This window comes from Paenibacillus sp. FSL H7-689 (genome assembly GCF_000517905.1).
Taxonomy (GTDB): Bacteria; Bacillota; Bacilli; order Paenibacillales; family Paenibacillaceae; genus Paenibacillus; species Paenibacillus amylolyticus.
The window spans coordinates 1-12538 of the sequence record NZ_ASPU01000057.1; the positions used below are offsets into that span (position 1 = coordinate 1).

Here is a 12538-nt window from a genome sequence, read left to right on the forward strand (position 1 = left end):
TGCACCCGTGATTCCCGTGGCTCCGGTTACGCCCGTTGCGCCTGTCTCCCCGGTTGCACCCGTGATTCCCGTGGCTCCAGTTACCCCCGTTGCACCAGTCTCCCCGGTTGCACCCGTGATGCCTGTGGCTCCAGTTACGCCCGTTGCACCAGTCTCCCCGGTTGCACCCGTGAAGCCTGTGGCCCCAGTTACCCCCGTTGCACCGGTCTCCCCGGTTGCACCCGTGAAGCCTGTGGCTCCGGTTACACCCGTTGCACCAGTCTCGCCAGTTGCACCCGTGAAGCCTGTGGCTCCCGTTACCCCGGTTGCACCAGTCTCCCCGGTTGCACCCGTGAAGCCTGTGGCTCCGGTTACACCCGTGGCCCCAGTCTCGCCAGTTGCACCCGTGATGCCTGTCGCTCCCGTTACCCCCGTTGCACCAGTCTCCCCGGTTGCACCCGTGATGCCTGTGGCTCCGGTTACACCCGTGGCCCCAGTCTCGCCAGTTGCACCCGTGATGCCTGTGGCTCCCGTTACGCCGGTAGCACCAGTCTCGCCGGTTACGCCCGTGATGCCTGTGGCTCCGGTTGCGCCGGTAGCACCAGTCTCGCCGGTTACGCCCGTGATGCCTGTGGCTCCGCTTGCCCCCGTAGCCCCTGTCTCGCCAGTTGCACCTGAGATCCCCGTGGCTCCGGTTACACCCGTTGCGCCTGTCTGGCCGGTTGCACCTGAGATGCCCGTAGCTCCGGTTACGCCCGTGGCCCCAGTTGCGCCGGTTGAGCCTGTGATTCCCGTGGCTCCATTGTCTTCTAACAATTCTGAAGATACAATACGGTGAGGCGTTACGAGCTGTCCCATGGAGTTTTTTCCCCAAACTGAAATTTCTACTTGTTGTTCTGCTAAACCGCTCGTTGTAAAGACAAATTCAAATACGTCTAGGTTTGCAAAATAATCTTTTTTTATGGCTTGATTTGGATTTACGCTAATTAATTCGAGTATATATTCCGTTCTGGTTCCGTTTAGGTAATAACCCTGAATCAAAACAATTGCATTCGTAACCAAATTTCTATTATCAATATTAATGGTCAGCTGTTGTGTTGGTCTTACACCACTGACCGGATTATTCTCAATCGGTCCAGTTGATAAAATGGCCATTTATTTCACCCCGCTTTCTTTACGTTTTAGGAACAGGAGAGAAATTTGCATTCCTTATATCCTAATCCTTCTCTCACTCCTATAGACCGACAATTTCAACGGTTTGGTCATCCGCTTCTCTGTGCCGCATATTTGTATCCATTAATGTTGTGCTTTTATTTTTTCATTAAAGGGAACTAATTGACTCTGGAAAGCACTTGTACCTTTTCTTCACAACAAAAAAAGCCGCTAAAATAGCGACTTTAAAGGGTATTCGTTCTTTTACATCGACCTGAACCGTTCGCTGTGCTTGCATTTTTCGCCCGGTAAAAACGTTCCTGCACTCTCTCCAGCTCATCGCCCGCGATAACGATACCTTGATCACGTATCCGTATAACTATCTCGCTTGTCGTATGTTCCAACTTCAATTCGATTAGCGATGGACTGCCTGAATATTTGATGGCATTGTCCACAAGGTTGGCGATCGCATGGGACATCAGCATTGGATTCACGTTGGCGTGGACTTTCGTCAGAAGCTTATCCTCCATTTTCTCGACTTCCAGTTCGCTAGAACCAGCCTTGTCGAATCGGGATGTTTGAACGGTTCAAGTCTGATCATGACCATCTATGCCCTCCTCAATGGTACTGACCCGTGACATGTTCTTGCGTATCTTGCAGCATCTTGGCAAGCACAACGATCTGTCCTGCGTGATATCCGTAGTGTGCCGATACCTGGATAAGCAGACGACCGATTACTCTTGTATCGTAGGTTTCTTCAGTACACCTATTCGTTCGATGCATTCGGTTCCAATCCTCACGGTCATAGCGAATGATAACCTCTCGGGACAAATCGTCGTTCGATAACGCAGCTACAACATTTTCCGATTCCTTTCTGGTTTCCCGAAGAAGAAGAATCAGCTTTTCTCTCGATATTCCCCCGTCCTTCGTGAATTCACGGGTTCGCGTCCGGATGAACGGTCTGTTGCCGATCGCGCTAACGAAATTCTGATATTCGTTACCTGCCAAATGCAAACAAAGATTACCGATGCTATTCATGGAGCCCTTTATTCTTATCCAAATGAGTTCATCATTCAGCAAGTTCAAACTCTTCTCGATACGGTCAAGCTGCTTGTTCATGTCTTCCATAACGTGTCTGATCAGTTCAATCATGAACATCCTCCCAATTCTCGGTCAGGCGCAAATAATCTTCAAGGGTTACATGCGCGAATTCTCCAACTTGAATGGAGAAACCTGTATGTATAAAATGAACGACTCGCAAATTTATCATCGTCGTAACCCACCTCCATCTGCTCTATTGATCCATGATAATGAATTGCCCTTCGAGTGTAAAATGAAAAATACCAGCCAATCGGGCGTTAGCCATACGATTGCCTTTGATGATACTACCGGCTGTACCAGCTAATATCCTGCTAAAACCGTTAACCCCTTCCATTAACCGTGTCATAGGATTGGCAGTCCCCTCCCTGGGAGCGAGTTCTCCTGCTATCGCCGCTTTTATTAAAGAGACGCAAAGTTTGCTTACATAAATCTCTTAAATCGCAATCGGTACAAGTGCTTGGCTCGGGACACGAACTTGTACTGATAATATAAAAAAGCCGCTAAGATAGCGACTTAATGGGAATATGTTTTTGTCCCTCGACAGATGCCAATTTTAATGTTTAGCGGTTTTTTCCAGTCTTCTTTTTTAAAATGTAATGACAATCTTACCTACAGCGTGGTGAGTTTCACTCAAAGCATGTGCATCATAAATCCCCTGTCTACTAAACGGGAATGTGGCCCCTACAATCGACTTTATCTTTTTCTCTTCCATCAGATCTGCCATTCTCTCCAATTGATCACCATCTGGCTGTAGCCAAATCCCCTTTGCCGATACATTGTGAGACTTAGCAGTATCATGATTGGGTTCACCAACAATGGTAATCAGTCTTCCGGTATTTGGCTTAAGCACCTTATAGCTATTCTCAGCTACTTCTCCACCCATCGTGTCAAACACTAAATCTATATCTTTTAGAATCTCTTCAAAATTTTCCGTTTTGTAATCAATCACCTGATCAGCACCTAACGAATAAAGAAGTTCATGATTTTTTTCACTTGCTGTTGTAATAACATGAGCGCCGGCATGCTTTGCTAATTGAATGGCATACATACCTACACCACCAGCTCCAGCGTGAATAAGTACGGTTTCACCTTCTTTTAGATCGCCATGAGTAAACAGTACCTGCCATGCTGTTAAACCAGCCAAAGGTACAGCCGCAGCCTCCTCATATGAGATTGAATCAGGTAGTTTTGCCAGAAGGTGCTCATCAACTGCTGTATATTCAGCATACGAACCGAAACGTGTTGTATCAGGACGACTGAATACTCGATCTCCAACTTTCCATTTGCTAACGTTTGAACCGATTTCAGTTATGACCCCGGCTACATCCCAGCCTAAGATAATAGGAAATTCCCAATCATACATTTCTTTTAAGTAACCCTCTCTTAATTTCCAATCGATTGGATTAATGGATGTAGCCTCTAATTTTACAACCACTTGATTGGCTTCTGCCCTCGGTTTATTCACTTCCTGCTCAACTAACTCTTCTTTACTTCCATATTGATTAATCACAACTGCTTTCATTTTTGTATCACTCCTCTATGCTAATAGCCTTTTACATGTTATTCCCGATTATTTATTTGTATCTAGTCACTGGGGTTCATGCATATTATGCTTACTCATTTTTAAACAACCAGGATAAAATTATGCAAAAGTTAAGTTGGAATCGTTAGAAATGTTGCTTTTATTGTTATAATTTTACATAAAAAACTATTGAAATGGACTTAGTTTTAGTTTATATTTGACTTATCAACAATTGACTAGTCAAACATTGATAGCTCAACTAAATATAAAGGGAGAGTAACTATTATGAAACCATACCAACAAACAAACGATTTTAACGAAATTATTTATGGACGCCGCTCCATTAAGACATACGATTCATCCGTAAAAATCAGCAGGGAAGAAATGACTCAAATCATCAATGAAGCTAGCACTGCCCCTTCCTCCATCAACATGCAGCCTTGGCGCTTCCTTGTGGTGGATACTCCAGAGGGAAAAGAAAAACTCGTCCCACTGTCTCGCTTTAACAAAGAAAAAGTCGCTCAAGCTTCTGCTGTCATTGCCGTGTTTGCGGACAAAAACAACTTCGATTATGCAGAAAACATCTATGGAAAAGCTGTTGAGCATGGCTTAATGCCACAAGATGTTAAGGACTTTCAGTTGAAGGCATTCAAACCGATATATAACAACATGTCCGATGCTGAAATGAACGATGTCATTATGCTTGACGCCGGTCTGGTTTCCATGCAATTGATGCTGGTTGCCCGTGCACATGGGTATGACACCAATCCAGTCGGTGGTTATGAAAAAGATCAAATTGCTGAAGTGTTTGGCTTGGATAAAGAACGTTATGTACCAGTCATGCTACTGACAATTGGAAAAGCTGCAAGCGAGGGATACACCTCCTACCGTATGCCAGCCGAAGAGACCACGTTTTGGGCATGATTCAAAGCGATAGTGCGAGTAGTCTCCACATTGTGATATAGTTGCCTTTAGTTGCTGAATGTCTTGGAAGGAATCTGCCCTTGTTACATGAAGCTTTTCAAGACATTCTGCACCATTCAAGGAGGGGCAAACATGAATTGTTCGCTGGAACAAGAAACCTTATTAATATTACTTAAAAATATAAGCAATCAGTTGAAACCTAAATTTGAACGTTGTACGGGGATCAGCTCCTCACGATACGTTCTGCTGTATCATCTCTATCTTCATGAAGAAGTTACACAAAGCCATTTGCAGAAGGCCATTCATATTGACAGTGCTGCTGTTACACGCCATTTGAAGCAACTGGAAGCAGACGGTTTGGTGTCACGAAGAAGAAACCCCGACGATCATCGGGAAACCTTCGTCCGGTTAACAGAACAAGGGCTAACGCATATCGCCAATTTCAAACAGGATCGAAACCAGTTTCTTCATCAGATGATACTGGATTTCAGTGAAGAAGAAGTTGCAATGATGACCGACATGCTTACTCGCATGCAATATAATCTGAAGGATCTGTAAATTTACGATGACAGTCAGCCTTCTTCAGATTTCTTTTCATAAATGAATAAAACTAGTTAGATGAGATGATACAATATCTCAGATTAACAAGAGAATATAGACCATATATTATTCATGCAAGATCAAAACAAACCGCTGAGTGTTTCATTACATGGCGGTTTGTTTTAATTTATCAACAGCTAGCTTTTCGAAATATTACAAGTTGGACTAGCACATACTAAGGAACAGTTGGCTGAAGCTTACATAATGGAGGTCTCATCATGGTATTTACAATCACAATTATCATCGTTGCACTGTTTGCAATATGGGGAGCCGTCGCTCCTGATCAGCTAGCGGATGTGGCTAATGTTGCCTACAACTTCTCTATTCAGAATTTTGGCTGGTTTTATTTGCTAGCGACACTGTTCTTCCTGATCTTTGCTTTCTATCTGGCGTTCAGCCGGTTTGGGGGTATTAGGCTTGGGGATGACGATGATGAGCCGGAGTATTCTACGATTTCCTGGCTGTCCATGCTGTTTAGCGCGGGTATGGGCATTGGGCTGGTTTTCTGGGGAGTTGCTGAACCGCTATCCCACTATTTATCTGCACCTGAGGGGGCGGTACCCGAAACAACGCAAGCAGCCATACTTTCAATGCGTTATTCCTTTTTCCACTGGGGGCTGCATCCTTGGGCTATCTATACCGTCATCGGCTTAGCACTTGCTTACTTCCAGTTCCGGAAAGGATACAAAGGGCTGATCAGTTCAACCTTTATTCCTTTGATCGGTGAGCGTCTTGCTGCTGGCTGGCTTGGTAAGGTTATTGATATTCTGGCGGTCATATCCACCATCTTTGGTGTTGCGACCTCGCTTGGATTGGGTGCTCTTCAGATCGGCGGGGGTCTGAATCACTTATTCGGTATTCCTAACTCGACTCTGTCTCAGGTTGTCATTATCATCGTTGTAACCGTACTGTTTTTAATCTCGGCAACCTCCGGTCTGGATAAAGGTATTAAGATTCTGAGCAACGTCAACCTCGTTATAGCTTTGTTATTGATGTTGTTTGTATTGGTGACTGGACCGACTTCTTTTATATTTGACACATTCACAACAACCTTGGGCAGTTACATGCAGAATATTATTAACATGAGTTTGAGACTGACGCCGTTCTCAAGAGAAACCTGGATTGGAGCATGGACGTTATTTTACTGGGCATGGTGGATCTCGTGGGCTCCTTTTGTCGGCACTTTTATCGCAAGGGTATCCAGAGGAAGAACCATAAAGGAATTTGTAATTTACGTCATGGTTATTCCAAGTCTTTTCGGATTTATCTGGTTCTCCGTCTTTGGCGGAACAGGACTTCACATGGAATTGTTCAATGCCGCTCATCTGGCGGAGGCTGTCAAGGAAGATACGACAACCGCTTTATTCCTAATGCTGGAGCAGCTGCCTTTGGGCACGATCGTGGCATTCATCGCCACAATGCTGATCATGATCTTCTTTATTACGTCGGCTGATTCAGCTACCTTTGTACTGGGCATGCTCACTTCAGATGGCAAACTGGACCCAAGTACAAGAGTGAAATTAACCTGGGGAATTATGCAGTCCTCCATCGCGGTAGTACTGCTAATCAGCGGGGGGTTAACTGGCCTCCAGACGGCATCCATTGTAACCGCATTGCCGTTCGCTATTGTCCTTATCGGTATGTGTTTCTCCCTGCTCAAGGCTCTAAAGGCTGAGGACAAAGAGCGCCGTCAGAAGGAAAAACGGCAGCGCCAAAAGCTGAAACGACTGCTGGAGGAACAAGAAATCTCGTTGAAGGAAATTTCCGGCAGGTAATGTATACTTGATGTTAAAACTAACAAAAGCCCGCGTCCTTGCGGGCTTTTTATTATTTCATGGTATTGAGTTTTTGATTACTTGCTGCTCCTATACCAACTACAAAGAGTAACACCGAAGCCCCAAGAAGAATGAAAAGTGGCAGGTTCCAACTATTTGTTGCATCGTGCAGATATCCTATAAGGGCTGGACCGATTGCGGCAAGAAGATATCCGATCGATTGGGCCATGCCAGATAGTTCCGCTGCTTGATGCGCATTTTCAGTACGCAACCCGAAAAACATCATGGCCAAACTAAAGGCGAAACCTCCACCAATTCCGAGTATGACGATCCACAACAGAATGACATTAGAACTATTCACCTCAACAAAAAAAACTATATAGCTAGTATATTGTTTATCTAGATTCTTTTCCATTCCCGTTCAATAGAACGTGATGAGATTTTATTGATAAAATTGTATTAAAAGGATAAAATGACGAGCATCAACGGTTTTATTTGAAAAATGGTATAGCTTATGAAAGGTGGTTTAGCAATGAAAATTCTCATCGTTGGCTATTTTAGCGAGACCTCAAAATCAAATATTGCAAGGTGTTTTCCGCAAGACTGGAACGTTGTAATTGTTCCGCCCGGAAAAGAAATGCTGCATCATATTGAAGATTGCCAAGTAATCATTCCTGAACATATTAAAGTGGATCACAGTCTGCTTTCTAACGCAAAAAAATTAAAATTGGTACAGACAGGTGCAGGATTTGATAATGTGGATGTCCCTGCCTGTACACAGCGCGGCATTTGGGTGGCCAATGCTGGAGGAGTGAATGCACAGGCAGTGGCCGAGCACGTCATGGCACTGATATTGTCTTATTATAAAAACATACCGTTTCTTGATACTTTCATGAAAAACAAGATGGATGAAAATCAATTGGACTATACAGGGAGTGAATTAAAGGGCAAAACGATTGGGATTATCGGTTTGGGTGCTATTGGAAAAAAAGTAGCTGCGTTTTCCAGGGTTTTTGACATGAATGTGCTGGCGTATGCGAGAAATGCCATTGTACAATCTGATGGTTTTGTGAAAATGACGGATTTCGATACTCTTGTAAGTACATCGGACATAGTCAGTGTACATGTACCCTTGAATGAGCAAACCAAACAACTGATCAACAAAGCGGCATTCAAAAAAATGAAAAACACCACTCTTTTTATCAATACAGCACGCGGCGGCATTGTCAACGAAAGAGACTTGATTGATGCATTAAAAAACGGGGATATTTCAGGCGCATGCCTGGATGTGTTTGAATCTGAACCGCTTCCGATTGACAGTGAGCTCCGGAGTCTGGGTAATGTGATACTTACTCCCCATACAGCGGGAATGCCTGATGGTCGGAAATTTCATAAAACAAGATATGATTTCTTTATAAAGAATATAAAACGTGTAGAAAATGGTGAAGAGCCTGAAAGCAAGCTCAATCAATTATGATGTTTTGGTGTAGGGGTACCTTTCCCCTGCCCGTTTTGCACAGCAATTTACCGCAAGATCCGTAGCGTAAGTGTCCACTTTCTTGACAGAGGTACATCATACAGATTGATTCGAACTGTCCCACTATTTATGATTTTGCTTAAGTTGGTATTCAAGTTCATGAAGTTTGATCTATTATTGCCAACGGTTAAATCGGTACCAAGTGTTAATATCTTTCCCTGCGTTAAGCGTTCCCTCACCTCTCGTAATGTTGAGCTGTTAATACTCGTTATCTGGTGTTTTGTAGTAAGCAACTAATTGTGACTGCTTGGATTGCCGTTTTTCCTGGTTGGTCATTTCCAGTTCCGTGTACATTAGATTGGACTTTGCGTCAAGGTAAATGGTGGTCAAGCGTTCACGGACTTAGGTCTGCATTTTTTCAATGCCTAATGATACAGAAAAAAACCTCAGCCGGGTTAACCGAGATGAGGTTCTTTTAACTTTCTAGCAGGTCTCTCACGTATGCTTTATTTAATAACTTCAACCTTTTTATCCCCTGCTGACTTCGCTACTTCTAACGTTGTTGTACCCTGAATAGCGACTATCACGCCAGTAGCCAGCATAGAAACGATTAAAGCTGCACTGAGTGCTGTGGACATTTTCTTCTTGACCATAATCATACCTCCTATATTTATTAAGTAATAAGTGGCTCAAGACGATGACGAGCCGTGGGTGACTAATCAATTACAATATTTCACTTTTTTATTGAGTAATTCACCTAATGATTGTAGTATAACGTACTGACAATGATTGTAAAACAATTTTTTCCATTTGGAGTCTCATCCCATCGTTCCCACCTTACAGCAGTTCAAAATGAAGTTGAGTCTCAGGTAACTTCGTATTTCCTTTCCACTGATTTGCACCGTATCCCAATTCCAGAACCGCAGCAATGCGCTCGTTACTTAGTACACCAAACATTTCAGTACGGCTCGGGTCGTACATCCAGTCATGCAAGGTACAGCGCACACCCAGACTTTGCTCATGAGCCAGCAAGCGGAAATTCTGAATTAGGCAACAGACAGCTGCAAAGTCCTCTTCCCGCTTATATTGATCCGCCTCTTCCTTCACCAAGACCAGAAGATACGCAGGAGCCTGGTTCTGTAATCCCTGCATGATGTCCCCATACCGGTTATCAGCAAAGATAAATCGCCACGGCTCTCGGAGGCCATCATTTGGCGCCCATACGGCATGATTGAGCAACTCAAGGATTAGGTCCTGCGATACCGGTTGATCCAAAAACTCAATCGGACCGTCCATGTCTCCTTCCAAATCTGACAATTTCATTTTCATATCCTCCTCTTCTATGTAGGCTGCCCTCGCAATACGGTCCACTTCTGCTCGGCTGGTGTCCTTTTCCGACTTCTTGGCGCTTTGTCGTAATACCCTATATGAAGAATACCAACAAATCTTTCATCCTCACGTAAGCCAATTCCATTGAAGAACCCTTCATGCTGAATCATGGACTCTGTATCCCACAACATTCCTAACCCTCGTTCCCAGCCCAGCAGTTGGAAGCTCTGCATCACCCCGCAGGCAGCCGCATAATTACGGTCATTGGTCAGACGATTCGGTCCTACAGTCGACATAACAATGACGTGCGCAGGAATATCGGTAAATCTCTTTTTAAAAACATCCAGAAGTTTCCCTGGAATCAGCTTGCCGAGCTTGCTTTGTGACATCTGTTCCAGCATGCAGTCCACCAACCGTTTGCGTGCTTCTGGCGTTCCGGCATATACTACACGCCATGAGCCAGACTCAAGATATGGTTGAAGCCGTATAGCCTTACGCAGTAGTTCAACAACCAACTCCTGGTCCACCGGCGTAGAGTTACATTTACGAATACTCCTGCGCTCCCTGATCAATTCCGCCAGACTCATATGCTTCACTCTCCTTTGTTCTATCTGGATTCAATATTTATACTGCTGTCTTGTAGAAATTGATGGATTACTTTTAGCTCCGTTTCCGAATATTTGTCAAGAGTACGATAGAAGCGCTCAGCCTCATGTATATGCAGACGTTCATGCAATTCAAAGATTTTTTTGCCTTGCGGTGACAACCGGAAATAGCTCTCCTTTTTGTTGTCGTTCATTTTCGTACGTTTGACGAATCCTTCCTCCAGCAGTTTGTTGCCAATTTTGGTGATACTTGCTTTGGACAAATTCATTGCCTCGGCAATACCCGTGTTGTTAATGGGCTCATGCTTGCCTATGCAATCTATCATATGAACCGCGGTCAAATGCTGAGGGATTTTCTCGATGCTTTCACGCTGGGCGATACTTAGGAAATGCTCGATTTCTGTATCCTTGTGGTTCTCATACACATGTAAAAAACGGATAAATTGGTCATAAAGCAACTGTTTTGTTCGATCTTTTGAGATCATTCTTTGATCGCTCCTTATTTACTTGTAAACAAAAATATTCTTTTAAAAATAGAGTTATTCTAAATAAATTCTAATATTTAGTTTACTGGTTAACAATATACCATGAATGATAATGCTTATCAACTATATTCTCTGACATTATGAATGATGAGTTTAGAGTACTAAACCACCAGATTAATGACTTTAGCCCTCACACATTTAGGCTATTGGCCATATCCTAACTTGGAATTGTAAGTAACGATTAAAAGGAAGGATTTTTCAATGTTCCCCCAACAACATTTGAAAAGAGGTCATGATATGTCTTATTTACCTTATTGTTATAATTGTTATTAGTATAACTTTGATTTACGACTAATATATTGCTCTACTCTCTTCACTTTTTCTAAGTAGATTCGTCCCGTAGTTCCCTGAAGCCATGCACCATTACCTGTCCAATTAACATCAACCGCTCGATTTAAATCAAAAATCCGCTCCCAACTTTCTTCTTTCGTCATTTCTAGTATCCCCTTATTAAACTCACCTTCTTCATGTTCATTATCAGAGCAAAATCCATTGTTCAGTACCAGGTTCCATCTATCAAGATCTGATATTAGTACATCTGTCTCCTTGAGATCAATGGTCAATCTTACGCATTTAGTTCCTCCCTCAAAATGTCCGGTAGATCTCATATCCGGCTTTTTGATCCATAGCCAGATTGGATACTCACCTTTATAATTAGGTAATCTTGTTTTCATTTGTTCCATCATCCATATGTATTGTTTTGGAAACATTAAGTGTTCAGAGCTTCCCTCCAAGTAACCTGTTTCTTGAGCTTGTTTCCAAACCTCTGATGTCTGCATACTCCAATAAATCATTTTCTTGGGTACCTCCTTGCTTTAAATTTCTCGCCAGTCTTCCCCATATTCTCTTTCTAACTCATCTTTAAATTTAAAGTATAGATCTTCAATTTCCTGATATACTTGCTCCTCTCGTAACTCCAAATCATTGTATCTAGCCTCGATCAAATAAAATAACAGAGCCTTTTCCCTAAATTTTAATTCCATCTTACGTGTCTCCTTATAAAATATAGTTCAACTAAGATAAGTTTTGGATCTCTCTGAAGTACAGATAAATCATCTTTTTTTGCTTAATTCCTTAAACAAGTCCCGTTGCTCACCATATATATTCTGAGTTGGCGTTCCAAGCTACATTCCCTTCTCTTTGTATCATGCCGCTTGTCCTTTCTCTTTTCTATAACTGATTGAGCCTCAAAGATAAATTCCATATAACACATCGTAACGGTTTCTAGCTGACATGACAAACTGTGAACAAATTATGCAAGCTATTACGAATGGGGCCTGATACGAACATGATCATTTTAAAAAGTGATTATGAAATTGAATCCATCCGTAAGGCATGCCAAGTGGTGGCTGAATGCCATCGTAAAATTGCCCAGGTACCTGCACGAGGTGCCAATGTATAATTGGTAATTGCGCACCATGATCTTGTCCCTCGACATCAATTCATAATGATAATGAAGAAACCTCAGCTCGGTTAACCGAGCTGAGGTATTCGCATCAGGTGCTTCGAATATGCCCTAATTAGGACGA

At 43.1% G+C, this 12538-nt stretch carries 16 protein-coding genes and 1 pseudogene; 4 read left to right on the forward strand and 13 right to left on the reverse strand.

Annotated features, from left to right (window positions below; genetic code table 11):
• The 6 genes from C170_RS31545 to C170_RS25035 form a co-directional block, all read right to left on the reverse strand.
• Positions 1-1134 (reverse strand): beta strand repeat-containing protein (locus tag C170_RS31545; RefSeq protein ID WP_036615346.1); only part of this gene is annotated, 1134 nt, incomplete at its 3' end.
• A 242-nt stretch (positions 1135-1376) separates the two neighbouring features.
• Positions 1377-1661, reverse strand: coding sequence for a sensor histidine kinase (locus C170_RS25025; protein WP_036615349.1), 285 nt, complete (start codon positions 1659-1661; stop codon positions 1377-1379).
• 88 nt (positions 1662-1749) lie between these two features.
• A complete protein-coding gene (locus C170_RS25030) occupies positions 1750-2283 on the reverse strand; it encodes a DUF1572 family protein (RefSeq protein WP_036615351.1) in 534 nt (177 codons plus the stop codon).
• Complete coding sequence (locus tag C170_RS31550) at positions 2276-2401, reverse strand: hypothetical protein (RefSeq protein ID WP_268748595.1); 126 nt, start codon at positions 2399-2401, stop codon at positions 2276-2278. The genes C170_RS25030 and C170_RS31550 overlap by 8 nt, the downstream gene beginning before the upstream one ends.
• A 24-nt stretch (positions 2402-2425) precedes the next feature.
• Entirely contained in the window at positions 2426-2578 is a 153-nt protein-coding gene (locus tag C170_RS30940; RefSeq protein ID WP_155985136.1) for a hypothetical protein, read from the reverse strand.
• 240 nt (positions 2579-2818) lie between these two features.
• Complete coding sequence (locus C170_RS25035; RefSeq protein ID WP_036615353.1) at positions 2819-3754, reverse strand: NADP-dependent oxidoreductase; 936 nt, start codon at positions 3752-3754, stop codon at positions 2819-2821.
• Between the two features lie 285 nt (positions 3755-4039).
• On the opposite strand from C170_RS25035, the gene C170_RS25040 reads away from it, so the two are divergent.
• The 3 genes from C170_RS25040 to C170_RS25050 all read left to right on the forward strand — a co-directional run bounded on the left by C170_RS25040 (position 4040) and on the right by C170_RS25050 (position 7053).
• On the forward strand, positions 4040-4678 hold the full coding sequence (locus C170_RS25040; RefSeq protein ID WP_036615355.1) for a nitroreductase family protein: 639 nt from the start codon (positions 4040-4042) through the stop codon (positions 4676-4678).
• 132 nt (positions 4679-4810) lie between these two features.
• Positions 4811-5236 carry a MarR family winged helix-turn-helix transcriptional regulator gene (locus C170_RS25045; protein WP_036615356.1) on the forward strand — a complete coding sequence of 142 codons (426 nt, stop codon included), beginning with the start codon at positions 4811-4813 and terminating at the stop codon, positions 5234-5236.
• Positions 5237-5496: 260 nt separating this feature from the next.
• Entirely contained in the window at positions 5497-7053 is a 1557-nt protein-coding gene (locus tag C170_RS25050; protein WP_036615358.1) for a glycine betaine uptake BCCT transporter, read from the forward strand.
• A gap of 52 nt (positions 7054-7105) precedes the next feature.
• Here the strand turns inward: C170_RS25050 and C170_RS25055 are convergent.
• Positions 7106-7408: pseudogene (locus C170_RS25055) on the reverse strand (MFS transporter); the annotation flags it as partial.
• Positions 7409-7585: 177 nt separating this feature from the next.
• Between C170_RS25055 and C170_RS25060 the strand changes: the two are divergent.
• Positions 7586-8530, forward strand: coding sequence for an NAD(P)-dependent oxidoreductase (locus C170_RS25060; protein ID WP_036615361.1), 945 nt, complete (start codon positions 7586-7588; stop codon positions 8528-8530).
• A 506-nt stretch (positions 8531-9036) separates the two neighbouring features.
• Here C170_RS25060 and C170_RS31195 read toward each other — a convergent pair.
• From C170_RS31195 to C170_RS30945, 6 genes are all read right to left on the reverse strand, one after another.
• Positions 9037-9183 (reverse strand): hypothetical protein, encoded by a 147-nt coding sequence (locus tag C170_RS31195; RefSeq protein ID WP_179087923.1) that lies wholly within the window; start codon positions 9181-9183, stop codon positions 9037-9039.
• 184 nt (positions 9184-9367) lie between these two features.
• Positions 9368-9853, reverse strand: a complete 486-nt coding sequence (locus C170_RS25065) for a nitroreductase family protein (RefSeq protein WP_036615363.1) — start codon at positions 9851-9853, stop codon at positions 9368-9370.
• A gap of 17 nt (positions 9854-9870) precedes the next feature.
• Positions 9871-10446, reverse strand: a complete 576-nt coding sequence (locus tag C170_RS25070) for a nitroreductase family protein (RefSeq protein ID WP_036615365.1) — start codon at positions 10444-10446, stop codon at positions 9871-9873.
• A gap of 20 nt (positions 10447-10466) precedes the next feature.
• Entirely contained in the window at positions 10467-10949 is a 483-nt protein-coding gene (locus C170_RS25075) for a MarR family transcriptional regulator (protein ID WP_017688279.1), read from the reverse strand.
• A 329-nt stretch (positions 10950-11278) separates the two neighbouring features.
• Positions 11279-11803, reverse strand: a complete 525-nt coding sequence (locus C170_RS25080; RefSeq protein WP_036615368.1) for a DUF3841 domain-containing protein — start codon at positions 11801-11803, stop codon at positions 11279-11281.
• A gap of 21 nt (positions 11804-11824) precedes the next feature.
• Positions 11825-11992: a hypothetical protein gene (locus C170_RS30945; RefSeq protein WP_155985137.1), complete on the reverse strand. Its 168-nt coding sequence runs from the start codon at positions 11990-11992 to the stop codon at positions 11825-11827.
• Between the last annotated feature and the right edge of the window lie 546 nt (positions 11993-12538).